This window comes from Microcoleus sp. CZ3-B2, assembly GCF_036705055.1.
Lineage (GTDB): Bacteria > Cyanobacteriota > Cyanobacteriia > Cyanobacteriales > Microcoleaceae > Microcoleus.
The window spans coordinates 24,466-46,961 of sequence record NZ_JAUBTN010000045.1 but is presented as its reverse complement, the minus strand read 5'-3'; the positions used below and the strand labels follow the sequence as shown (position 1 = coordinate 46,961).

Annotated in this window: 22 protein-coding genes; 11 read left to right on the top strand and 11 right to left on the bottom strand. The window is 45.4% G+C overall.

Annotated elements, in window-relative coordinates; genetic code table 11:
- Positions 1-18 precede the first annotated feature (18 nt).
- From QUA97_RS19285 to QUA97_RS28340, 7 genes are all read left to right on the top strand, one after another.
- Complete coding sequence (locus QUA97_RS19285; protein WP_333195592.1) at positions 19-480, top strand: hypothetical protein; 462 nt, start codon at positions 19-21, stop codon at positions 478-480.
- Positions 481-541: 61 nt separating this feature from the next.
- Positions 542-2,209 carry a hypothetical protein gene (locus tag QUA97_RS19280; protein WP_333195591.1) on the top strand — a complete coding sequence of 556 codons (1,668 nt, stop codon included), beginning with the start codon at positions 542-544 and terminating at the stop codon, positions 2,207-2,209.
- Between the two features lie 12 nt (positions 2,210-2,221).
- Positions 2,222-3,241: a hypothetical protein gene (locus tag QUA97_RS19275; protein ID WP_333195590.1), complete on the top strand. Its 1,020-nt coding sequence runs from the start codon at positions 2,222-2,224 to the stop codon at positions 3,239-3,241.
- A 115-nt stretch (positions 3,242-3,356) separates the two neighbouring features.
- Positions 3,357-4,595, top strand: coding sequence for a LysM peptidoglycan-binding domain-containing protein (locus QUA97_RS19270; RefSeq protein WP_333195589.1), 1,239 nt, complete (start codon positions 3,357-3,359; stop codon positions 4,593-4,595).
- A 733-nt stretch (positions 4,596-5,328) separates the two neighbouring features.
- Positions 5,329-5,583, top strand: a complete 255-nt coding sequence (gene acpP, locus QUA97_RS19265) for an acyl carrier protein (protein ID WP_194068168.1) — start codon at positions 5,329-5,331, stop codon at positions 5,581-5,583.
- Between the two features lie 97 nt (positions 5,584-5,680).
- Positions 5,681-6,934 (top strand): beta-ketoacyl-ACP synthase II, encoded by a 1,254-nt coding sequence (gene fabF, locus QUA97_RS19260; RefSeq protein WP_194068167.1) that lies wholly within the window; start codon positions 5,681-5,683, stop codon positions 6,932-6,934.
- Between the two features lie 209 nt (positions 6,935-7,143).
- Positions 7,144-7,482, top strand: coding sequence for a papain fold toxin domain-containing protein (locus QUA97_RS28340; protein ID WP_339384862.1), 339 nt, complete (start codon positions 7,144-7,146; stop codon positions 7,480-7,482).
- On the opposite strand, the gene QUA97_RS19255 is transcribed toward QUA97_RS28340, so the two are convergent.
- From QUA97_RS19255 to QUA97_RS19225, 7 genes are all read right to left on the bottom strand, one after another.
- A complete protein-coding gene (locus QUA97_RS19255) occupies positions 7,413-8,192 on the bottom strand; it encodes a DUF6816 family protein (protein WP_333195588.1) in 780 nt (259 codons plus the stop codon). The two genes, QUA97_RS28340 and QUA97_RS19255, sit on opposite strands and share 70 nt — an antisense overlap.
- A gap of 178 nt (positions 8,193-8,370) precedes the next feature.
- Entirely contained in the window at positions 8,371-8,778 is a 408-nt protein-coding gene (locus tag QUA97_RS19250) for a ChuX/HutX family heme-like substrate-binding protein (RefSeq protein WP_333195587.1), read from the bottom strand.
- A 144-nt stretch (positions 8,779-8,922) separates the two neighbouring features.
- A complete protein-coding gene (locus tag QUA97_RS19245) occupies positions 8,923-9,876 on the bottom strand; it encodes a PhoH family protein (RefSeq protein ID WP_194010207.1) in 954 nt (317 codons plus the stop codon).
- Positions 9,877-10,503: 627 nt separating this feature from the next.
- The gene (locus QUA97_RS19240; protein ID WP_194010206.1) at positions 10,504-10,995 is read right to left on the bottom strand and encodes a KH domain-containing protein; all 492 of its coding nucleotides are present in this window, start codon (positions 10,993-10,995) and stop codon (positions 10,504-10,506) included.
- Entirely contained in the window at positions 10,931-11,218 is a 288-nt protein-coding gene (rpsP, locus tag QUA97_RS19235) for a 30S ribosomal protein S16 (protein ID WP_194010205.1), read from the bottom strand. Before rpsP ends, QUA97_RS19240 begins: the two co-directional genes overlap by 65 nt.
- Positions 11,215-11,466 (bottom strand): hypothetical protein, encoded by a 252-nt coding sequence (locus tag QUA97_RS19230; protein WP_333195586.1) that lies wholly within the window; start codon positions 11,464-11,466, stop codon positions 11,215-11,217. The genes rpsP and QUA97_RS19230 overlap by 4 nt, the downstream gene beginning before the upstream one ends.
- 114 nt (positions 11,467-11,580) lie before the next feature.
- Complete coding sequence (locus tag QUA97_RS19225; protein ID WP_333195585.1) at positions 11,581-12,915, bottom strand: D-alanyl-D-alanine carboxypeptidase; 1,335 nt, start codon at positions 12,913-12,915, stop codon at positions 11,581-11,583.
- A 475-nt stretch (positions 12,916-13,390) separates the two neighbouring features.
- On the opposite strand from QUA97_RS19225, the gene plsX reads away from it, so the two are divergent.
- The 4 genes from plsX (at position 13,391) to QUA97_RS19205 (ending at position 18,017) form a co-directional block, all read left to right on the top strand.
- The gene (gene plsX / locus QUA97_RS19220; RefSeq protein WP_194010202.1) at positions 13,391-14,440 is read left to right on the top strand and encodes a phosphate acyltransferase PlsX; all 1,050 of its coding nucleotides are present in this window, start codon (positions 13,391-13,393) and stop codon (positions 14,438-14,440) included.
- A gap of 158 nt (positions 14,441-14,598) precedes the next feature.
- Positions 14,599-15,600 (top strand): beta-ketoacyl-ACP synthase 3, encoded by a 1,002-nt coding sequence (locus QUA97_RS19215; RefSeq protein ID WP_194068162.1) that lies wholly within the window; start codon positions 14,599-14,601, stop codon positions 15,598-15,600.
- Positions 15,601-16,143: 543 nt separating this feature from the next.
- On the top strand, positions 16,144-17,025 hold the full coding sequence (fabD, locus tag QUA97_RS19210; RefSeq protein WP_194010200.1) for an ACP S-malonyltransferase: 882 nt from the start codon (positions 16,144-16,146) through the stop codon (positions 17,023-17,025).
- A 353-nt stretch (positions 17,026-17,378) separates the two neighbouring features.
- Complete coding sequence (locus QUA97_RS19205) at positions 17,379-18,017, top strand: lysophospholipid acyltransferase family protein (RefSeq protein ID WP_194068161.1); 639 nt, start codon at positions 17,379-17,381, stop codon at positions 18,015-18,017.
- Between the two features lie 76 nt (positions 18,018-18,093).
- Here QUA97_RS19205 and QUA97_RS19200 read toward each other — a convergent pair whose 3' ends face one another.
- The 4 genes from QUA97_RS19200 to QUA97_RS19185 form a co-directional block, all read right to left on the bottom strand.
- On the bottom strand, positions 18,094-18,630 hold the full coding sequence (locus QUA97_RS19200; RefSeq protein ID WP_333195584.1) for a GAF domain-containing protein: 537 nt from the start codon (positions 18,628-18,630) through the stop codon (positions 18,094-18,096).
- Between the two features lie 407 nt (positions 18,631-19,037).
- Positions 19,038-19,628 carry a YdcF family protein gene (locus tag QUA97_RS19195; RefSeq protein ID WP_194068159.1) on the bottom strand — a complete coding sequence of 197 codons (591 nt, stop codon included), beginning with the start codon at positions 19,626-19,628 and terminating at the stop codon, positions 19,038-19,040.
- 700 nt (positions 19,629-20,328) lie between these two features.
- A complete protein-coding gene (locus QUA97_RS19190) occupies positions 20,329-21,159 on the bottom strand; it encodes a GUN4 domain-containing protein (protein WP_333195583.1) in 831 nt (276 codons plus the stop codon).
- A 176-nt stretch (positions 21,160-21,335) separates the two neighbouring features.
- Positions 21,336-22,478, bottom strand: coding sequence for a hybrid sensor histidine kinase/response regulator (locus tag QUA97_RS19185; protein WP_194068157.1), 1,143 nt, complete (start codon positions 22,476-22,478; stop codon positions 21,336-21,338).
- Between the last annotated feature and the right edge of the window lie 18 nt (positions 22,479-22,496).

Below are 22,496 nucleotides of genomic sequence, written 5' to 3'. Positions count from 1 at the left end.
TACCCAGGATAACTTAATATGCCAGATGCTACAGAACTTGCAAAGCTCCTTGTTAGCTTACTATGTCCTGCATTACCCTTCCTCATAAAAATTGGTGAGAAAGTTGCTGAGGGGGTTAGTGCCGACGCTGTAAAAGCTCTAGGAAAATCCAGTTGGGACAAAGCTAAGAATGTTTGGACAAAACTTAGCCCTCAAGTTCAGAAGAAAGGAGCCGCCCAGGAGGCAGTCACTAATGTAATACAGCGTCCAGATGAGATTTCGCAGTTTGCGTTAATTAGTCAAATCAGAGATATTCTCGAAGGAAATCCAGAACTGAGTCAAGAGTTGCTGAAGCTAATGCAAGAGAAAGGTTCAGAACATGATCGCGCAGTAGATCAATCAGTTAATCACCAGAGTGGTGGGGTTTCTCTTCGAGGTGACTTGGACAATCGTGGCGGAACTTTTTTTGGTGGTGATCAACACAATGCAGGTAATAAGTAGAATTTCTAACCCTGCTGAGTTAACTGCTATGTTCATACCTGCCGGATTTCTTTAAAGTGCCATGTCTATTGCCACACCTCCAGGCGATCCCAATAAGGAAAATCTATCCCCTGAGCAACCCAAACAGGAACCTGTAAATGTTGAGAAAAAAGAAAAACCTTCTGATGATGAGCGTGAAAAAATCTTTCAATCATTTGTAAAGAAAGAGTCATCTGGTGAGAATAAAGTTGATGAATCTCAACAGCAGTTTCAAAACTTTGCAAAAAGATTTGTCAGCGAGTTCATAAAACAAGGTGGTTCAGTAGGCACTATTAACTTCCAAAGTGGTGGTACACATATCGATGGAAGTTTTTACAACAGTAGTGGGCAGTTTGTTGGTGGTAGCCAATATAATTATAGTAAGAGTAATTCAGAGGGATCTTCCGATCGCGATCCTGCAACTTTAGATGATTCTGATTATGCTGCAATACCTTTGCCCGAAAGGGTAGAGCGTTGGTTTGAGAATTACCCAGGGATTCATCATCGTTCTCTAATGATAGCGATGGCGTTTTTGAACGGAAGTGATTGCAAATCTATTATCGCTCTGAGCGAGAAACTAGAGTCTAAAATGCGTTCAGAATCAGGCAAAGATACTCAAGAACTAGATGATGAAACCCTCAAATTTAAAATGCTAGGGTTTAAAAAACGACTGAGGATAGTCTTTGCTTATACTGAAGATAGCCATGAAAATACAGAGTTTGGGCGCAACTCATTTGAGATTTACCTGTTCAATGACCCAAATTTTCAAGGTGCTTTATTAAGATATATTTGGCAGGAAGAAGACTATTACTGGCAGATAATTCTTGGTTGTTTGGTAGAACTTGGTACAACACAAAGTTCTCTAACGAAAGTTCATCTTGCTGATGCACTCCGTGAGTCTTGCAAATATCGATTTGACCGAGTGCGTGAAATGGTTTTGATTCCCTGGGCAAAAGCTGACAACCCTTCACAGCGTTCGTTAGCAGCATTATCTTTGAGTATGACTGCATTAGGCGATGATGAAAATTCTCCTCAACAAGCACGAAATCTACTATCCCATTGGAGTACATTAAAGAACTCGCCCAACTTAAGACGAACATCCATAGAAGCTTATAGTCTTTACGTTGGTTTGAAATTTCCAGATGATGCTTTTGAGAAGTTTCAGAAGATTATAAAATCAAATGATGTTAGTCTTTTTTCAGATATTTTAGAAGGCATAGTTATGCTTTTTGAAATGAGTGAATCTATTCCTGATAATCGATTGATTATCTTAAAACATCTTGAGACATGGCTAAGGTATGACAGAAAAGAATCGTCTCATGAAATGGCTGCTTTTGTTACTTGGGGCATTATGAAAACATCAGAGACTTCAGTAGATAATTTCACTTACCAAAAATTGCCAACGCTATTTTGGCTAGCCAAGACAGATGAAAAAATTTCACAAACTGTTTCGTCACTTATCAGATCTTCTCTAAATCTTAAACAGACTCGTTCTTTGGTGATAAAAGAGCTAGAGTTCTGGTTTATTTTTGTAGAAAAAAATCCTGAACTAAGGCAACCTCTTGGAAAAATTATCACCAGGATTATGAAACATGGAGATTCAAAAGAACGGCTCCGCCTTAAGGGTTATCTCAAGAGGTGGGCAGATCGAGGAAATTCATATGCAGTAACAATGCTGGCATTTTTACAACAAAAAGGATTAACACAGTAAAGGAGAGAAACTATGCAAGAAACATTCAATCCAATTTTAAGCCAAGAAGATGTTCGAGGCTGGTCTTTGACTAAAGAGATTCCTGTACCTGCGCCCAATACAGTTCTCGTCTTGTCTCGTAGTGGCGGTGAATTGTTAGTCATTAGTCACACAGATAAACCGATCTCTTTTAGTAAATTTAAATTTGGGGGGTATAATTTCTTATACAAAATAGATGTTAGTGAATATGTACTAAAAATTGATTGTTCCTTACCTTCAAAAACTTCTGGGTTCGACTTTCCAACCACAGTAGAAATTACCTGCTCTGTTTCTGATGCACAAATCATCGTAAAGGCAGGGATACAGGATGTCGCTTCAGTTTTAAAAGCACGCCTCATTAATGAGATGAAACAAATTTCTCGTGATTATGATTTGCGAGAAAATGCGATGGCAGAAAAAGATATTAATAGAAGTGTGAGGCGAAGAGTTGTTGATGAACGCTGCTTTGATGACTTAGGATTGCGAGTTCCTCAACTGGTAGCTTCATTGCAAATTGACTCATCAGCGATCGGAACTATCAAACAAATAACACTAACCGAACTGAATGAAGCCGCATCATTAACTGACAAAGCGGCTCAATTTAGACTTGCCCAAGCTGACCAAATTGCCCAAATTGAGCTTGATAAATTAAAACGTATCCGTTCTTCTGCGGATCAAGAGCATTATGAGAAACTTCTACGAGGTGGTGAAGCCAGTCTACTTGCTGCCTATCTAGCGCAAAATCCTGAAAACATCGCCAGTATTATTGATAGGCTCGATCAACAAAAGCGACTTGCATCAAGCAGCAATATGGATCTGCTAAAAATCATGATTGAAGAAGATGCAATCGAAGGCTCTCAACTAGATGAAGCTGGTAGAAGAGTTTTACGGCGATTAATGGGTTTAACCGAATCGCCAAAAGCTGCTTTGGAAGGTAATGCAGCAAACGAAGACTTACAACCACGAGCTGATGACGATGACGATGATAATTTTGACGATGTGCCGACGAGTTAGAACACTCGTTATAAGTTTCTATGAATTGTAAATGTAGAGAAAGTTAGGTTTTAGAGTAATGAGCTTATTGCACCTAATCTTGCGGAGCATTTGGGGGGGGCTAATCTACTTGCCTATGCCGTGGCAAGCACTTGTCACTATAACCCTTCTCATGTTTTTCTTGCCACTTTTATTATTACGCTTGATTCCTTGGCTAATTGCCAGAGCTTTACAGCTTATATTCTTGCTAGCGTATAGAATTGTTTATGGACTATTTTGGTTTTCCTACAAGATTGAACCTTTTTTACACAAGTCTGGTGATGGTATTACTGATTTTTTACAGGAAATAGAGAATTTTCTTCGAGGACTACTAAGAGTTATTGAGCAAACAAAAGAAGCTTGTCAAAGTCTTGAAAGAAGTGCCTTTAAACGGAAGTGGATCGTAGGTAAAAAAAGCCTATATTTGACACCATTGATTACTTTACCATTTTGGTTTATCCGCCCTTGGCTGGATTTTTCACCGGGAGTAACCTCTCTAGTTGATAAAAGTATTGAGACTTGGTGTTCCTTTGAACATTGGAGTATGACTGGTCAGTGGCAACCTTCTGCTTTAACTTGCACTTACCCAACTCGATCATCGCGCTGGGATAACAGTTTTAAGTTCATTGAATATCAAAACAAGCAAATAATCTCTGATCTCACAGAAAAAATCAAGCAAAAACCAGGAGATGTAGAGTTTATGATAAATCGAGCTAATGCTTATTTTAATATTGAAGAATATAATTTAGCACTTGAAGATTTTAATAGAGCTTTAGATTTTAACAGTTCTTATGCACCTGCATATGTTGGTAAAGGTAGGGTATATCTTGTAATTAGAGAGATTGATAAAGCTTTCACGGAATTCAACAATGCACGTCAAAAAGATCCTAAATATGCACCTGCTTATGTAGGACGTGGTGATGTTTATCGAAGAAAAAATGATAAACAAGCTGCGCTGGCAGAATATCAAAAAGCATATCAATTAAATCAGCAGTATGCTCCTACTTACTATAGTCGAGGAGACGTTCAATGCTACTTATTTGGCAATCAGGTAGAGGCTGTCAAAGATTATAATATAGCAGAGGAAATTTATCGTTCACAAGGCGATCTAGTCAATGCGTGGAAGGTAAGACAATCACTTAGTAAGCTAGATACTTTGTATAAAATTCAGCGAGGTGATACTCTAAGTAAAATTGCTGCTCGTTTCAATACTTCAGCACAAGAAATTGCGTCAGTAAACAGTGATAAGTATCCTTCTCTGACCAATAATCCAGATTCCATAGAAACTGGTTGGGAAATTAGAACCCCAGCGTGCAGATCAACATCACGTGAATAGCGGCGATATCTAACAACGCCCGGGAGCAGATGGACAAAAGATATTGGTGCATACAACGGAAAACCGAGCCTGGTGTAAAGAAAGAGGAATTAGAATCAGTCGGTTCCCAAAAGGCAAGACCTTCAGCCCATGCTAGCAAAGAAAAAAAGAAGCAAGCGTTGGAAGATGAGATTAGAAAAAGATGAGACGATCGCACTTCGCTTGGATGCTGCAATGGCAACTCATTAATCTAGCGAATTCATAACAAGGCTAGCCCTGTCAAGGTGGTGAAGAAAGCCTTCAAACGGTTGAAATTTCGTTTCAGACGATCGTTTAATCTGATTGTTTTTAATCCCGATCAACAATAAATCTTGTTTATTATCGATCGCCAACAGCTAGGATCGCGTAAATATGTCGGTAGCACCTTGACATGGCTGGCATAAGGCCCATGCATACCGATCATATAGAACTGGTTGGATGAGTTCCAGGGGCTGTTTGCGACGGATGAACCTAAGACCAAAAAAACGATTTTGGGCCCATAAACCGGGTTTGACGGAGAAAAATACTTCGTTGTAGACCGCAGATTCGGTGAAAAACCCGGTTTCGAGGAGTCGCAACAGTCCTGAAGTTGCTACCAATGCCCGCGGCCCACTCCCTACACAAAGGGTCACTTAGAAAAGCGGCAACCCTTTTTCCTGCAGATCCCCCTTTCGGATAAGATTAGATACGCAGCAACCAATGAGGACAGGATGTTATGAGTCAAGACGACATTTTTGCCAGAGTCAAGAAAATTGTGGCCGATCAACTCGAAGTCGATCCGAGCGAAGTCAAGCCGGAAGCCAACTTTGCTAACGATTTAGGAGCAGATTCCCTAGATACAGTAGAGCTGGTCATGGCTTTGGAAGAAGAGTTTGATATTGAAATTCCCGACGAAGCAGCCGAAGCAATTACCACGGTTCAAGCTTCTGTAGATTTCATCAGCAGCAAACTTGCAGCTCCAAAAGCATAAAATACCTGTCTTTTCCCCTAAGAGGAGAGAAATTTAAAAACTAAAAACTCCTCTTTTGTTCTGCGTTCTGGGTGTTTAATTTTTTGAAACTGAAATCATGACAAATTTAGAGCGTAAGCGCGTTGTTATCACGGGTCTCGGCGCGATTACACCGATCGGCAATACCTTGTCCGAATATTGGGACGGGTTGCTGGCCGGGAAAAATGGCATCGGCCCGATTACTTTGTTCGATGCGTCGCGGCACGACTGCCGGATTGCTGGAGAGGTGAAGGGTTTTAACCCACACGACTATTTAGAGCGCAAGGAAGCAAAGCGGATGGATCGCTTTGCTCAATTTGGGGTATCAGCGAGCAAACAAGCTCTAGCTGATGCGAAGTTTGAGATTAACGACCTGAACGCAGAACAGGTGGGTGTCATTCTTGGCACTGGCATTGGCGGGCTGAAGGTTCTGGAAGACCAGCAAGAGATCTATTTGACTCGCGGCCCCGATCGGTGCAGCCCGTTTATGATTCCCATGATGATTGCGAATATGGCCGCGGGCCTGACGGCGATTCAAACGGGTGCTAAAGGTCCAAACTCTTGCACTGTGACAGCCTGCGCTGCTGGGTCGAATGCCGTGGGCGATGCGTTTCGCATGGTTCAGGGCGGTTACGCGCAAGCGATGATTTGCGGTGGTACGGAAGCTGCGGTGACACCTTTGTGCGTGGCGGGTTTTGCGGCGGCGAGGGCGCTTTCGACTCGCAACGATGACCCGACTCATGCTTGCCGTCCGTTCGATCGCGATCGTGATGGTTTTGTCGTCGGCGAAGGTGCTGGCATTCTGATTCTAGAAGAAATGGAACACGCTCTGGCGCGTGGCGCGAGAATTTACGCAGAAATCGTCGGCTACGGTTTAACCTGCGATGCGTATCACATGACATCCCCAGTACCGGGGGGCGAGGGTGCCTCGCGGGCGATCGCTTTAGCGCTCAAGGATGCTGGTTTGACACCGGATATGGTGAGTTATATCAACGCCCACGGCACGAGTACGCTTCCCAACGACTCTACTGAAACGAAGGCGATTAAGAAGGTTTTGGGGGAAAGCGCTTACAAAGTAGCAATTAGTTCTACCAAGTCAATGACCGGCCATCTTTTGGGCGGTTCTGGGGGAATTGAGGCGGTGGCTGCGGTAATGGCGATCGCCAATGACAAAATTCCGCCGACAATCAATCTGGAGAATCCCGATCCAGAGTGCGATTTAGACTATGTTCCGCATACAAGTCGCGATCTAAAAGTTGATGTAGCGCTGTCGAATTCCTTTGGATTTGGCGGCCACAACGTGACGCTGGCCTTCAAGAAGTTTGTTCCGTAACCGGAAGTCAGAAAGTCGCAAGTTAGAAGGTGAAAAATTAATTTTTCACCTTTTATTTTTTTGAGATCAATTTTAGATTGGGCGCACTGCGACGAAGAAACCGGGTTTTTCACCAAATCTGCTGGCTACAGCGAATTATTTTCGTCAAAAACCCGGTTTCTGGCCACCCGCGCGTAAGTCATAAATTTGTTGGCATTGGCGGGATATCAGTGAAATTACTGCTGAGTAAATACTGCAAATCAAAGCTATTTCACTATGAAAATTTAGAATGTGTTGAGTGCGGCAGCAATATCAAAGATTACTTGACAAGTCAAGGAATTCATGGAAAGCGCATAAAACTGTACACAGGAGAGGCAATAGCTTGGAACGGCAACATTTACGATCGTAGCTTGCCGGGAGAGGCTATTTCAGTGAATGGTTGTCATGAAGGAATCGCTATTATCAACAACATAGAAACTATTTTTGACAACCATTTAGCTTATTCTGCCGGCAATAACTCCAACCGATATCGGTACAAAGCCACAGGATGCCCCCCAGCAGCAAAATAATCCGGGTCTTGCGGCGACAAATAAATCGCTGTCACCTGATCCGCCTCGATTCTTTTACTCGTAGAATCGCGATTTTCCGCGCTTCCAACTACTCGATAAGCCGTTGTTGTTTCTACCTCGTTTAAATAAATATCCGTCTCTCCCCGAAATACTTGCTGAGAAATTTCTGCAGACACAAACTCATCGGGATTCGATGTTTGGGTGCCGCGACTGGTAACAATCGAGATTAGTTGGCGATCGCCTTTGAGTATGGTAATCTGGCGGTTGGGATTGTTCGGATCGACTTTCACCGAAAGTACGCCGCCGTCGCCTAAATAGGCTTTGGCGATGTTCAAACCGTTAAAAGCGCGATCGGCCACAATCTTCTTAGCTAGCTTAGATTTATAATTAGAAAAAAAACCAGTATTTATTTCTGGTTGAAATCGCACTTTAAATAATACCGGCTGCTGCAAATACTGGCGGTTGCTTTCAAATCCGGGCGTCACAATATTTGGCGCTAAAGGAGCGGCTAAATCTACTAAAGTGCTAGCAATATTCCACTCGCCAGCCATCCAGTCTGGATACACTAAATCTCCCTTGGCTGCAGCAATAGTAGGTTTGCTTTCCCAATTGGGAAAAGTGGAAATGCGATCGCCCAAAACTCCCGCCTGCGCCCCGCCACCCCACAAAATTAACGCGCAAACCAAACAAAAACCCCAAATTAATTTCATACTAAATGATATTCAAACAGCTAATTGTATCTATTAATCAAAAAGGTTCTTAGTGAGGAGTTTAGTCCTAATTTTTGCGAACTAAATTCCTCACTATGAACCTTTTTTAGTCAGGAGTTTTGGGCTGTTTTGCAGACTAAAGTCCGAACGATCGAACCTTTTTTATTGTTGTTTAGCTTTAAAGTGTTTCAACCGGTGCTGGCTCCCAAACTTCACCGTATTGTTCTTTCAATTCGTGCCAATTTTCTACTTGTCCCGGTTCATATTCTCCCGGCTTTCCCCACTGCAAAAATGCGCTCAAAGCAGCCTCATTTTGTTCGTCTAAAAAACGAATTGCATAGGTGGTGAAATTGCCTCTTTTTGCCTCGCCAGTCTCAAATTTTACTTGTTTGATTTTGTCCATATTCAAGTGAAATTCAAAAATTTCGGCGTGCATATTTGCATACTTACCCTTGGGCAACTCTGCGTAAAACAGCTTGTGTATTGAACCGCGCACTTCCAGCACTGCCGCGCTGCTAGTCACGATTAAACGCAGTGTCCCCAATTTTTCGCAAGCTTCTAAGAATTCTTTAAGAGTCGCAGTCATATCACTTTGGGATTTTGGATTTTGGATTTTGGATTAAATCGAAAAGAAGCAAAGGTTAGTTGGAAAGCAGGAAAATTAATTAGATAAAAAAGGATAATTCTTTCTTCTTCCTTCTTTCTTATTCCTTCTTCCTTCTTCCTTCATTCATTTTTCGTACATTTCGTAAGCAGCGACAATCCGCTGTACTAACGGGTGTCTCACCACGTCTGCTTGAGTGAATTCGCAGAAAGCTATGCCTTCAACGTTTCCCAGAATATTTTGAGCAACTGACAATCCCGACTGTTGGTGTGCGGGCAAATCTGTTTGAGTTAGATCGCCGGTGACTACCATTCTCGATCGAAAGCCGAGACGAGTCAACACCATTTTCATTTGAGCCGGAGTCGTATTTTGAGCTTCGTCCAAAATGACGAAAGCATTGCTGAGAGTGCGCCCCCGCATATAAGCTAAAGGAGCTACTTCGATCAGGCCTCTTTCCATTAAATCGGCCATTTTGTCGGGTTCGATCATTTCTTGCAAGGCATCGTAAAGCGGACGCAAGTAGGGATCGACTTTTTGCTGCAAATCTCCGGGCAAAAATCCTAATTTTTCGCCAGCTTCTACGGCTGGCCTGGTTAAAATCAGCCGTTCGTACTGCTTGCTTAATAGCGCTTGTACGGCGAAAATAGCTGCTAGAAATGTTTTGCCAGTACCCGCCGGGCCGATGCAAAATGTCAGGTCGTGGGTGCGTACTGCTTGGACGTACTGGCGCTGCTTGAAGGTTTTGGCTCTGATTTCTTCGCCGCGGCGGGTTTTGGCGAGCACGTCTCGCTGCAAGTTTTGTAAATCTTCTTGGCGGTTGCTATCCAAAGCTTGGCGCGCTGTTTGGATTTCTACTCCGGTAATGGTTTTGCCCGCTTTCCAGAAGTCAGAGAGCGATCGCACTAATTGATGACACAATTCTACTTGAGTTTTTGTGCCAGAAATCAGCAGTTCTTGCCCTCGCATTACCAGGTTAGCGCCGGTTTGCTTAGAGATAATTTTCAAGTTTTCTTCTTGATTGCCGGCCAGCGAGATAGCGCTTTGAGTGTTCGGCAACTCAATGGTTAGTTTTTCAGTCATGCCAGCATGAGCTCCTCCAAATAAGCAATTGTAGCAGTGGATAACAAACAGCACACAGCAAACAGCAAACAGCAAACAGTTATCTATGGGAATCAAACCATTTATCTGTAACGATTATAGTTGTGATTCGTGAGGTTATATCAATTCAGGTTGCACACCTCATGATGTTAACTGTTAACTGTTAACAGTCAACGCCTGAATTTACTATTCTGATGCTAACAGATTTGATATTATTTACGTTCGCGCCAGATTTAACGGTTGCTAGAAAATTTAACTATCGATGGTTAAATTAGCTGGCTTTTGCGAACAAAAAGACGCCAGGTACTAAGTTTTACCTAGTATCTAAGGCGTCTTTTCTGTTTAAATGAATGAGTTTGGTGCTTGCGGCACAAATCAAATCTCCCTTCTTTGAAGTCACACAACTTGAGATTTTAGATTGTAGATTCTTCGACTTCGCTCGCGAACAAGTTTTAGATTTTAGATTTACCTGATGCTGCTGAGATTTGAGATTGAAAATTTTAGATTTGTGTCCGATCGCAAAATCGGCAATCTAAAATCACAGGGGGCTTGTAATACCAAGCCTACAACAGGCAATCTAAAACCTAAAATTGTTTTTGGATTTTGCAGTTAATAACCGGGAGTATTTCTGCTCGTTCTAAACGTAGGTGTGTTAGTACGGCGAGGTTGTTCTCTCGGAGCTCTGCTAGGTAAGGGAGTCGGCGAGGGAGGCGAAGTTCGGGGTCGGAAATCTCCTCGATCGCGCATACCGCGATCGCCCCTGGGCGGCCCGGAGCCTCGATCGCCTCCTTCGCTATCGTATACGTCTAAGTAGAGCGACTGACCCACAGTTTGCGCCACCGCTTCGAGGGTAGTTCTAATTGCCTGAATATTGCGTCCGCCCCTACCATAAACCCGCCCCTTGTCAGGATCTTCAAAAGCGAGCCTTACCCAGACGCGAGATTGGCGGGGGTGCAGTTCGCAATCAACCCGCAAAGAGTCCGGCGACTCCAGAAAAGGTGCAATTAAAAACTGTATCAGTCCAGCATAGTTAGGGCTAGCTGACTGCTGTTGTGCTGCTGGACTCAACGTTGGCTCCGGCTCCGACTTGTTCAAATACATTAGCTTTTCTCAGGATGTCACGCACGGTGTCAGTTGGCTGAGCGCCTTGTTGGAGGCGCTTGACAATCGCTGGAACATCCAGCCTGGTTTCGTTATTTCTGGGGTTGTAGAAGCCGAGTTCTTCTAGGGGACGGCCGTCGCGGCGGGTAGAACTGTTCATCGCTACAATCCGGTAGCTGGTCTCGCGTTTTTTCCCGTATCTTTTCAATCGCAGTTTGATCATCTTCTTGCACAATAGTCCTGGCTCAATTGTGACATACTCCAGGCCAGAAATCTCACATTATGCTCTGGGGCATTCACAGCAACTGTTGACTGTTGACTGCTGACTGTTGACTGTTGACTGTTGACTGTTGACTGTTGACTGTTGACTGTTGACTGTTGACTGTTGACTGTTGACTGCTGACTGCTGACTGTTGACTGCTGACTGTTGACTGTTGACTGTTGACTGTTAACTGTTAAGAGGGTTGGCACTCTTGGCACCGCCCCTACCTACTGACTACTGACTACGGACTAAGGACTAAGGACTACTGACTACGGACTAAGGACTACGGACTAAGGACTACGGACTAAGGACTAAGGACTTCTTCAACCTCCGAGCAAAATATCGCTGCGATTTGCTGCCCCCAAGGCCGGTCTAGCGCCGTCAATGTGCGGTGTAATTGCTAGCGGGAGGGCCGATGCTGTTCCCCACTGCTGCACCAGCTTTTGCAAAAATATATCTTGCTGCTCTCTCAAAGAGTCCCAATCGGTGCCGCGATTGATAATTGCAAACCAAACTAAGCCCCGATCGCGCGTGGGTATGGCTCCAGCCAAAGCAATCACCGTGTTCAAAGTACCAGTTTTCACCACAGCCGATCGCGGAATGTGTCGGTGTTCTAGAGTTCCTTTATCGCGCCCAGACACCGGAAACAAGTCAGCAATCGTCAGCCCTGTAGTCTGAAGGTTGCGCCCGATCGCCTGCATCATCGCGCAAGCCGCCCTTGGAGACATTTGATTTTCGACTCCCAAGCCCGAACCGTTAATTAATTGAAGTTCCGCCTGTGGCACCCCAGCAGCCCAAGTCGCTTGTTGCTGAACAACTTTTGCCCCGCCCAAATTGTCGGCCAGCATTTGGGCAATTTCATTGTCGCTGTGGACGTTCATCTGCTTGAGAATTTCGGCTAAAGGAAGCGATCGGCGCTTCAACAGCAAACGCCCGGAAGCGGGAATTTTTTGAGCGATCGGGCTGCCGGCGATCGTTACTTGCGGCTTTCGGGTGCCCGGAGCCATCTTAGAATACATTGCCAGCAGGTCTGGCGACCAACTGCGACTATCTAGAGCCTGTCGCATACCCTCCCCCGCAACCAGAGGATCGGACTGGTAGTTCATGGGAAAATTGCCAGTTACGACCAAATTTCCCGCCACGCGATCGATACCCATTTGATTGAGAGCATTACCCACGGCGATCGCCTCCTCCCACACAAACAGCGGATCGCCCCCGCCAGCGATCACCAAATCCCCCTGCAACACCCCATTCCTAATGGGCCCCGTTCCCCAAAACCGCGTTTCAAACTGATGATCCGCGCCCCAAGTTTCTAGGGAAGCCAGAGAAGTCGCAATCTTTGTCAGGGAAGCCCCAGGCATCAGCACCGTCCCCTGCTGACTTACCAGCGGCAGCATTCCCGCTTGCACCCAAATTCCCTGATTTCCGTCGATGAGATGCTTCGCCTTCAAATCTTTTAAATATTCCTGCACGGCAGCTTCTGCGGGCAAGTCTGGATTGGCCGCATCTATTTTCCCAAAAGCCAGCTCTTCGGCTACCACTAACCCGGGAATCCCTCCCCGCCAAGCCAGCACCGACACGGCGTTGGGCGCGGCACTGCGTACCCCAGCCATGTCCAGCCACAGAGACATGATTCCCGAGCTAAATAAATCCAGCATTTTTTACTCCTAAGTCAGTCAGTCGATTTTAGATTTTAGATTTACGCTCCAGCATTCAATCTGGGAGATTGAACAAGAGTATAAAATTGTGGGCGGCTCACCACGAGTGGAAGCAAGTATCCGTTTTTCGGCGGGGCGCACAGTCAACTATTCGGTTGAGTTTTTCAATTTGCAGTCAAAAAAGTAAAGTAGGGACAAAACAAGCTCTCTCAGAGTAGTAGGTAATGACAATTGTCCGATCGGGCGCGAGCAGATTTTAGTGATTTATTCGCTTTTCTGGATTCAGACTCCAGATCCGCAAAAAACCGATACCCTGCGCCCGACTGCTGAAGTGAATGCTCCCAAAATTTTAAAGCCTAGTTCCTCCACCCAGATTCAATACTGCAAGTCAATCTAAAATCTAAAATCTAAAATCTAAAATCTAAAATCGACTGACTTCCTGGTAAAATTTTTAATGTTTCTCAAACATTGGTCAATGGGATCGACACGCGCAAGAATTGCAATAGACGCTATGGGTGGGGATCATGCCCCCGCCGAAGTTGTAGCTGGAGCGCTTAAGGCACAGGAAGAATTAGGCGTCGAGATTTTGCTGGTGGGCGACCCGCAGCAAATAGAAGAGTCGCTACGTCTTCAAGACGCAATCGGCCGCGTCTGCAAAGGTCAGCTAGAAATCGTTCCTTCTGAAGGAACGGTAGAAATGCACGAAGAACCTTTAAGTGCCCTCAAACGCAAACCCAAGGCTTCGATTAACGTAGCCATGAACTTGGTAAAGCAGCAGCAAGCTGATGCTGTGGTGTCCGCAGGTCACTCCGGCGCGGCGATGGCTGCGGCCCTGCTGAGGTTGGGGCGGCTCCCCGGAATCGATCGCCCTGCGATCGGTGCGGTTTTGCCGACAATGGTATCGGGCAGCTCCGTGCTCATTCTCGATGTTGGCGCTAACGTGGACTGCCGCCCCAAATTTTTGGAGCAGTTTGCTCTGATGGGAACTATTTACAGCCAGTGCGTCCTGGGCGTAGCCGAACCAAAAATCGGTCTGCTCAATATTGGCGAAGAACCCTCTAAAGGTAACGACGCGGCGGTACGCACCCATCAATTATTGGTGGACAATCCTCACATTCCTTTTGTAGGCAATGCCGAAGGCCGCGACGTGCTGTCGGGGAAGTTCGACGTGATTGTCTGCGACGGGTTTGTAGGCAACGTGTTGTTGAAGTTTGCCGAAGCGGTGGGCGAAGTCGTGGTGCAAGTGCTTAAGGAAGAATTGGCAGCCGGACTCAAAAATCAAATTAGTGCTCCCCTCCTGCAAGAAAGCCTCAAGGGGTTCAAGCAGCGGGTAGACCACGTTGAACACGGCGGCGGTTTGCTGTTGGGCGTTGCTGGAGTTTGCATTATCAGCCACGGTTCGTCTCAAGCTGCCTCGATTTTTAATGCCATTCGTTTGGCGAAAGAGGCTATTGACAACCAAGTGCTGGAACGAATTCGCTCTGAAAATCGCGAAACCGCTCTGGAACAAGAAGCTGTCAATTAGAGGCAGTAAGTAGAAATTAAAAATTAAAAATGTCAAATTAAACAATCTGTTTTGCTCGCTAAAAAAGTAATTTCAGTAGTTTAAAAAAGAAGTTTAATTTGTAATTTTTAATTTTTAATTTTTAATCTTTGAACTGAATAGCGAGTAAATGGAGAGGAATGTTGCAGCAATCAGGGTTCGGTATTGCCGTCACGGGGAGCGGTTCTTGTACACCGCAGGTTTCCCTTGATAATAACGGCTTGAGTCAGATAGTAGAAACTTCTGACGAGTGGATTGCGGCGCGAACGGGTATTCGATCGCGCAGGCTGGCGGACGATCGCACTTCTTTGTGCGATTTGGCAACCGAAGCATCCCGAAGGGCGATAGAAATGGCAGAAATTTCGCCCGCAGATATCGATTTGATTATTTTGGCCACCTCAAGTCCGGACGATTTGTTTGGCAGTGCAGGCAAAATTCAATATCAGTTAGGCGCAACAAAAGCTGTGGCCTTCGATCTGACAGCAGCTTGTTCAGGCTTTGTTTTTGGTTTAGTGACAGCCTCGCAGTTCATTCGGACAGGGGTTTATCAAAACGTTTTGCTAATTGGAGCAGATATTTTATCTCGCTGGGTGAATTGGTCGGATCGGGGTACTTGCATTCTATTTGGAGACGGTGCAGGTGCGGTGGTATTGCAAGCTTCCGAAGTCGATCGCTTTTTGGGATTTGAAATTCGCAGCGACGGCACGCAAAATGCGTCTCTCAATTTGGCTTTCAAAGCCGAATCAAAAGAATTAATTGAAGGCGTGAATATCGGAGTAGGCGGGTTTGGGCCCATCACAATGAACGGTCAAGAAATCTATCGTTTTGCGGTGAAAAAAGTGCCAGAAGTCATAGAAAAAGCTATGTTTCGGGCCAATGTCAGCGCGGCAGAAATAGACTGGCTGCTGTTGCACCAAGCCAATCAGCGGATTCTCGATGCAGTTGCTCAAAGGCTGAAAATTCCCCCGGAAAAAGTCATCAGCAATTTGGCAAATTACGGCAATACCTCAGCCGCTTCAATTCCGATTGCCTTAGACGAAGCCGTGCGTCAGGGTAAAGTTAAAGCAGGCGAGACTATTGCTGCTGCTGGTTTTGGTGCTGGTTTGACGTGGGGGGCGGGGATTTTTCAATGGGGAAGGTAGTACGATTTTAGATACTTCGGCTTAGGGAGGGTACGAGTTTTAGATTTTTGATTTGAGATTGGGGAATTACTGATGAACTATGGGTTGGGATCGCGGGCCGGCGGTTTCATTTTTTTAGGGATCTGGTATAATTTTGGCAGATTTCAACTTGCCAAGCGTGATTTTCGGGAGTGCGACGATTGAAAAATAAAAATTATTTACCTTTTTAACAGGTGATAAATAGGGTAATGCGCGCACAAAGCCGTACATTCTCCGACAGGAATTCTGGAAAAGTGTATGCTGCCATTGAAAATCCTCTATTTTGGGTTCGACTTTCCCCTCGTCGCAGGTGGAAAATTACGCTAGGGCGATCGATCTGAACTAAAGTAGCAAAAAAATATAAACCGAGTAAAAAGCGCAGTTATATGTTATAATTGTGAGTCGCTAGTAGATAGTTCGTGAACCGAAAGATAGCGGATACCAGCAAGCGAAATTAAAAGCGGGAAACAAAGAATTTTTGGAATCACTTTCTTAGCAACCACCAATTAGCAGATTACCGGAAAAATGACTAAAACAGCATGGGTATTTCCCGGACAAGGTTCCCAGGCGATCGGGATGGGTGCAGATTTATTAAACTTGCCAACAGCCAAAGCCAAATTTGAGCTAGCCAAAGAAATTTTAGGCTGGTCTGTCCCAGAAGTTTGCCAAAAAGAAGAAGCAAAACTATCTCGCACTCTCTACACTCAGCCTTGCTTGTACGTAATAGAAAGCATTTTGGCAGACTTAGTGCGAGAAAAGAGCGATCGGCCTGCAGTGGTGGCAGGTCACAGTTTAGGAGAATACGTTGCCCTCTACGCAGCAGGCGTGTTTGACTTTGAAACGGGATTGCGCTTGGTCAAACGTCGCGCCGAACTCATGGACACAGCCTCCGGTGGCAAAATGGTGGCTTTGATCGGGTTTGACAGGCAGCAACTAGAACTGCAAATTCAATACAGCCAAGACGTGGTACTCGCCAACGACAACAGCGAAGCACAAGTTGTGATTTCTGGAACTCCAGAAGCAGTAGAAGATTTGCTTGCCAAAATCAAAGTCAAACGCGCCGTTAAATTGAATGTTTCTGGTGCGTTTCACTCTCCGCTGATGGCATCAGTGGCGTCAGAGTTTCAACAAGCCTTAAAAGCGGCAAGATTTTCGGATGCTAAAATGCTGGTGCTCTCGAACTCAGAACCGACAGCGACTACCAGCGCGGCGACTTTAAAGCAGCGGTTGAACCAGCAGATGACTAAAGGCGTGCGCTGGCGAGAAATTTCGCTGCAATTGCCGCAACAAGGAATCGATCGCGTATTGGAAATTGGCCCCGGCAAAGTTCTCACAGGTTTGATCAAACGGACTTGTCCGGATCTAGACTTGGTAAATGTGAGCAGTTTTGCAGATGTACCCGCTTAATCGATTGTTAACGTTTAATTAAGTCGCAGGCTCTAAAATTGAGTTCGTTGGCCCGAAAAGTGACGAAAAATAAATAGCACAACAGGCAAATTTTACTGCGGCTTGTTGTGCAAAGCCGGTACGGGCGATCGACAAGGCTCGAAAATATCAATTGAAAATCTACGTTGCTAACCCCTTGGAGTGGGTTTTGTTTGTGTAGACGCGGCTTCCAACCGCAGAGAACCGGGATATTTTGGCTTGAGTTGATACCACTGGTGCGCCACCAGCACCCTAAAAACCTCAAAATACTGTTCAATTTTGATTGCTGAACTGATAGGCTAATATTCGATGTAATTTAAAATCTCAGGTTTTCCGTGAGCAAAAGTCGCGAACCAGTCGAAAGTTTACTTCTCTACTATTTATTCAAGTGGTCAATAGTCAGCCCCATGCTGCACCTTTACTTTCGGGGCCGCATCTACGGTGCCGAAAACGTTCCCGCAGAAGGGCCGCTGGTAGTAGTCAGCAATCACGCCAGCGATTTTGACCCGCCAATTTTGTCTAATTGCATGAGGCGGCCTGTCGCATTTATGGCGAAGGAAGAATTATTTAAAGTTCCTATTTTGAAGCAGGCAATTACGCTTTACGGTGCTTATCCAGTCAACCGGAAAAGTGCCGATCGCAGTGCAATTCGATCGGCTATCAACTCTTTGGACAATGGCTGGGCGACTGGTGTATTTTTGCAGGGAAGTCGCACGCCAGACGGCCGAATTACTGAACCGAAATTAGGTGCGGCGCTGATAGCTGCTAAGGCTAAAGCCCCGCTGTTACCTGTTAGTTTGTGGGGAACTCATGCGATTTCCATCAAAGGTTTGCTAGTACCGCAACCGGTGCCGTTAACTATACGAATTGGTAAAGTAATTGAGGCGCCCGGTTCGTCGGATCGCGAGGAGTTGGAAGCGCTGACTCAAAGATGTGCAAGGGAGATTAATGCGATGCACGATTTGGGCCGCTGATGTGCTTGCAGGTTCGATCGTTCGGACTTCAGTTTTTTCTTTTTAGCGGACTCGCATTCCACACTACAAACCTATTTTATGTCGGTTGCGCGCCCTTAACAAAAGCAACAGCCAAGGGCGAAATTTTTTCTGTAACTGCTGCAATAACTTGGCGGTCAAAGTCAGTCCAAACTCTGGGGCGATCGAAAATACAAGGCTGTAAAACCCCCCACAACCAGCCATCAACACAAAGATGAGCGTGAATCAAAGCACGATGTCCGAACTCTTTTGCTTCAAAATCTTTGTTGACAACTTCAGGATTTGCTGTTTCGACATCCTCAACAAAAATCGACTGTTCAGCTCGCAAGGCTGCTGCAAACAAAGGGTCTTTTTCCCCTAAAGATTCCGGTTCTTTTTTCCATTCGACAGTGGTAACATCGGGATAGTTCGAGTTGCGACACCAACAGTAAGCTGCTTTACCTGTTTGAGTTTCAGGATTGCGGAGATAAAGAAAAACGCGATCGCAATTTAACACTTCACCTAAGGCCGGCAGCAAAGCTGAAAAAACAGCATCCGCAGTCTTGCTGTTACTCAAAATTTGCTCCAAAAATTGCGGCATAATTATGTCAGTCATTAACTTTGGCGATTGAAGTTCATCTACTAATTTTAAACTACTATAGTATTTCTCAGAAATATCAGGTACTATCCGGGATAGGACATAGGCCTCCGTATAGGGCATAGGGCATACCTCACAACGCTTGAGAACCGCTATATTTCTGTTTTCTGTTTTTTTTCTTCTGATTTTTTCTGTTTTTTTCAGCTCTGATTGCACATTTTTCATTAGCGTTTTCGTGGTTTGTTAAATTACGCTAGAGGAGACAAGTGTAAAAAGATTTAAAGCTTGCTCAATCCTGACGTTTGTTTGAAAAACTTACGCATCGGAGTCAAGAAACCGGGGTTGTTTGACTATTATTGAAGGTTTTAAACAAATATTGTGGTGAGAAAACTCGGTTTCTGGCTACCCGTGCATCCCAGAGTAATTTATTCAATTCTGGCTTGGCTGAAGTTAGCACCGGTATAACCCGTTGTCAGCCAAAGAATGGCTCTAGCGCCGTCGCGAACAGCTTTTTCTACCGGTTCGGGGGTTCGCCCAGATGGAACTGCTACAGGCTTAAAACTAATGCCTCTACTGCCGAGCACGATTTCGCCGATAATCTCGGCTCGCCGCATATGATCGTCAGAAGTAATCAGATAGACGCTCTCAATCCCTCTAGCTTTCAATTCATCTACCAGCGTGGTAAAATTTGTTACCGTATCCACCGCTCTGTAGTCTAGGTGCAGGCGATCGGACTTAATGCCCGCTTCTGAAAATACCCATTCGGCGAACTCTGGATTGCTGCCAGAAGACACCCAAATTGGCAATTGAGGATGCTTCTGAGCAAATTTTGCCGCAAACACCTCTCGCTCCGTAGCCCCACCTAGAACTAGCAAAGCTTGGGGTTTCAGAAATTCGCTTTTAAGCTGGAGATAGCCAAACCAACACGCTATCACCAGCCCGACGAGGAACCAAAAACTGCATGAAGTCCTCAAACGCTTGTAACGCCGCGTGTTTGAATTGATTCTTAACCACATCTAAACCTATAAAAATTTTGCATAGCTGACAAAGGAACCATAACAAAAAATACCGCACGTACAGCCCACTAACAGGAATTAAAAATTAAGAATTTAAAAAAGGGTCAGGGGATTTTAGATTTTAGATTTTAGATTTTAGATTGAATAATTGAATCTATGGCTTGTGTTGGGTCTGGAAGTGGCGATTTTAGATTGAATAATTGAATCTATAGCTTGTACGGGTCGCCCCGTCAGGTGAATTGGTTAGCGGATACGCACAACAAAAGGGCAAAACGAGGCTTTACCCTTGTGTTGTTAGCGGTTATGGATTTTTGAACGGGACTGGCCGGGTTCGAACCGGCGACCTAGCGCTTCAGATTTGTGTGAGTTTCCCCACTCTCCGGACTATTCCTTCACCATAGGCTTGCAGCCTTTAGGTGGTGGCCGTATGTTTAGGAGGTTTTATTGTGTTTTACTTCCTAAAGCCAGTCTCTGCACCTTCTTTACCTAAATTTAGATAAAGCTTGGCTCAAGATTACCTTATCTGCCGTCAGACTTAGGCTTCCTTGAGTTTGACCACATTCACTCCCAGAGTTTCCTCGCAGGGTGCCCGATTCTTCAGGAGGCGCTTGCTCTATCCATCTGAGCCACAGCCCCAGTTGCTGAACCGTTTTGATTATAGCAGCTTCCTGTCAATTTTGAGTTTTTTAATTTTTGATAATTATCGATCGCCCGCAGCCATTCTCCCGACAATGCGGGCAAAGTTTTCGGCTGCGGTGAGTGTGCCCGCGCCGTAACAAGCGCGCTGTCTCCATGCGGTGACGGGGAGATGTCCGGCAGGGGCGTTTTCGCCCCACGAGAGTTCGCTGTAATATTTCCAATTTTCCTTGACTCGCCAGCCGACTCGATCGCACAATTCTGTATATTTCCCCCCAACACTTTCCCAAATCTGATGCTGTACGGTCAATCCGAACCGCCCGCTGCTGTATTGTTGCCAAAGTTGGTCGATCGTGCGAAGGTCTGTAAGAGGAAACCCGTCAATATCGGCTGCACTCAGCCAGCCTTCATCTTCCCTGACAGCAATTTGCAGCAAGATTTCCCAAGTGTGTTCGTCAGCTTTGCGCCATTTTCCGGTTTCTAACAGCTTTTTGAGTTGTCGGTAATCCATCCCCACTTCAGAGATAGCCGGAGTTTGGTCAGGTATCGCGCCAATTTTTTCTTCGAGTCGGAGTAAAGTGTCGGCTATGAATTCGGGGTTTAGTTGTTCGAGGCGGTACAGAACCCATTCTAACTGAGATTGAATGTAGGTGCGGGCGATCGCACCTTGCTGCAATTCTTGTTGCAACTCGTCAAATTTGGCTGACCAATTTTGTTGATTGCGGGCCGATTCCCACATTTTTTTTGCCCACTGCAATCTAACTTGTTCTTGTTTTAAATAAGTTTTGGAAGGCTTAGGGCGTTGCGGGTAGGGAGTCAAATCCCAGCCGCAAATCGAGCAAAACTCGGCTTTTGCTTCTGTGTATTGGGCACCGCACACTGGACAGTTACACATAGCATTTGTTATTTGTTATTTGTTATTTGTTATTTGTTATTTGTTGTGTCCGGTCAATCACCTACAATCAAGGTTTGTAGTGAGGAATGCAAGTCCTCACTACAAACCAATTTTATTGTTGTCGAGCGGCCTTCTTTAATCCGATCGCCCGCAGTACAATACTCAACTAGACCACTTTAACAAGGCAAACGAATAGTAAACAAGCAGCCTTTACCCAACTCTGATTCTACATGAATCGTGCCACGGTGAGCTTCGACTATTTGGCGGCAGAGATGCAGTCCCAAACCCGTGCCCGATGTCTTGTGAGTTCCCGAACTAAACCTTTCAAATAACTTGGTTTGTTCTGCGGCAGAAATGCCAGGGCCGGTATCTTGGATTTGAATAATGACCCAGGCCAGCGGTTGATTTTTGAAGCTCGTATAAGCGGGGGAATTTGCCGCTGTTAAGCTGACATCTATGGAGCCGCTGTCGGTGAATTTGATTGCATTTCCGATTAAGTTTGTCAGCAAGCGGTGCAGCTCCAAACGATCGCCCGGATACTTCGCAATCGGAGCACTTTCTGCGCTTTCGCTCAAGTCTAAATTAACCGACAAATTTTTGACATCGGCTAGGGGAGCGAGTTCTTCAGCTACTTCGGTAATCAACTGGCGCAAGTCCACGGGAGCGAAACTGAGGGATTTGCGGCCTGCTTCGTAACGGTAGACTTCCAGAAGCATATTTACCAGCGCGATCAGGTTTTTGTTGCTGCGAACCATTGTCCCGAAAGCGTCGCTCATCTGAGGGGAGATTTCTCCCAAAGCTCCCTGCTGCATTAAAGTTAGCATTCGATCGGCAGCTACCAGGGGCGTCCGCAAGTCGTGGGCGAGTCTGGAGACAAAATCTTCGCGCTGGAGGGCGATCGAATTTCGTTCGTCTACGCTGTGTTTTAGCCGCAGGAGCGATCGCACCCGAGCTAGCAGTTCGTCCATTTCCACCGGTTTGCGGATAAAATCGTCTGCTCCCATATCCAATCCTTGGACTACGCTGGCGCTGTCGTGAGCCGTAATCAGTAAAATTGGGATAAAGGGCAATTCCTTGTTTTGTCGAATGCGCTTGGTGACTTCGTAACCGTCCATTCCCGGCATCATTACATCTAGCAATACCAAATCCGGGGCGGACTTGTCAATTTGGCTCAAGGCAGAAAAGCCGTTATCAGCCGTGCTAATTTCGTAACCTTCTTCTTCAAGGATTGTCTGCACCAATAAAACATTATCTGGTGCGTCATCTACCACCAGAATGCGATCGGCTTTTGTGGCATTAGGAACAGATAAATAGTTCATTTAATGGTTGGCCTTGAA

What these genes read in the sequence shown, in the direction of transcription:
- QUA97_RS19285 (WP_333195592.1), top strand. Translation starts at nt 19, where the DNA reads ATGCCAGATGCTACAGAACTTGCAAAGCTCCTTGTTAGCTTACTATGT.
- QUA97_RS19280 (WP_333195591.1), top strand. Translation starts at nt 542, where the DNA reads ATGTCTATTGCCACACCTCCAGGCGATCCCAATAAGGAAAATCTATCC.
- QUA97_RS19275 (WP_333195590.1), top strand. Translation starts at nt 2,222, where the DNA reads ATGCAAGAAACATTCAATCCAATTTTAAGCCAAGAAGATGTTCGAGGC.
- QUA97_RS19270 (WP_333195589.1), top strand. Translation starts at nt 3,357, where the DNA reads ATGCCGTGGCAAGCACTTGTCACTATAACCCTTCTCATGTTTTTCTTG.
- acpP (WP_194068168.1), top strand. Translation starts at nt 5,329, where the DNA reads ATGAGTCAAGACGACATTTTTGCCAGAGTCAAGAAAATTGTGGCCGAT.
- fabF (WP_194068167.1), top strand. Translation starts at nt 5,681, where the DNA reads ATGACAAATTTAGAGCGTAAGCGCGTTGTTATCACGGGTCTCGGCGCG.
- QUA97_RS19255 (WP_333195588.1), bottom strand. Translation starts at nt 8,192, where the DNA reads ATGAAATTAATTTGGGGTTTTTGTTTGGTTTGCGCGTTAATTTTGTGG.
- QUA97_RS19250 (WP_333195587.1), bottom strand. Translation starts at nt 8,778, where the DNA reads ATGACTGCGACTCTTAAAGAATTCTTAGAAGCTTGCGAAAAATTGGGG.
- QUA97_RS19245 (WP_194010207.1), bottom strand. Translation starts at nt 9,876, where the DNA reads ATGACTGAAAAACTAACCATTGAGTTGCCGAACACTCAAAGCGCTATC.
- QUA97_RS19240 (WP_194010206.1), bottom strand. Translation starts at nt 10,995, where the DNA reads ATGTATTTGAACAAGTCGGAGCCGGAGCCAACGTTGAGTCCAGCAGCA.
- rpsP (WP_194010205.1), bottom strand. Translation starts at nt 11,218, where the DNA reads ATGATCAAACTGCGATTGAAAAGATACGGGAAAAAACGCGAGACCAGC.
- QUA97_RS19225 (WP_333195585.1), bottom strand. Translation starts at nt 12,915, where the DNA reads ATGCTGGATTTATTTAGCTCGGGAATCATGTCTCTGTGGCTGGACATG.
- plsX (WP_194010202.1), top strand. Translation starts at nt 13,391, where the DNA reads ATGGGATCGACACGCGCAAGAATTGCAATAGACGCTATGGGTGGGGAT.
- QUA97_RS19215 (WP_194068162.1), top strand. Translation starts at nt 14,599, where the DNA reads ATGTTGCAGCAATCAGGGTTCGGTATTGCCGTCACGGGGAGCGGTTCT.
- fabD (WP_194010200.1), top strand. Translation starts at nt 16,144, where the DNA reads ATGACTAAAACAGCATGGGTATTTCCCGGACAAGGTTCCCAGGCGATC.
- QUA97_RS19200 (WP_333195584.1), bottom strand. Translation starts at nt 18,630, where the DNA reads ATGACTGACATAATTATGCCGCAATTTTTGGAGCAAATTTTGAGTAAC.
- QUA97_RS19195 (WP_194068159.1), bottom strand. Translation starts at nt 19,628, where the DNA reads ATGTGGTTAAGAATCAATTCAAACACGCGGCGTTACAAGCGTTTGAGG.
- QUA97_RS19190 (WP_333195583.1), bottom strand. Translation starts at nt 21,159, where the DNA reads ATGTGTAACTGTCCAGTGTGCGGTGCCCAATACACAGAAGCAAAAGCC.
- QUA97_RS19185 (WP_194068157.1), bottom strand. Translation starts at nt 22,478, where the DNA reads ATGAACTATTTATCTGTTCCTAATGCCACAAAAGCCGATCGCATTCTG.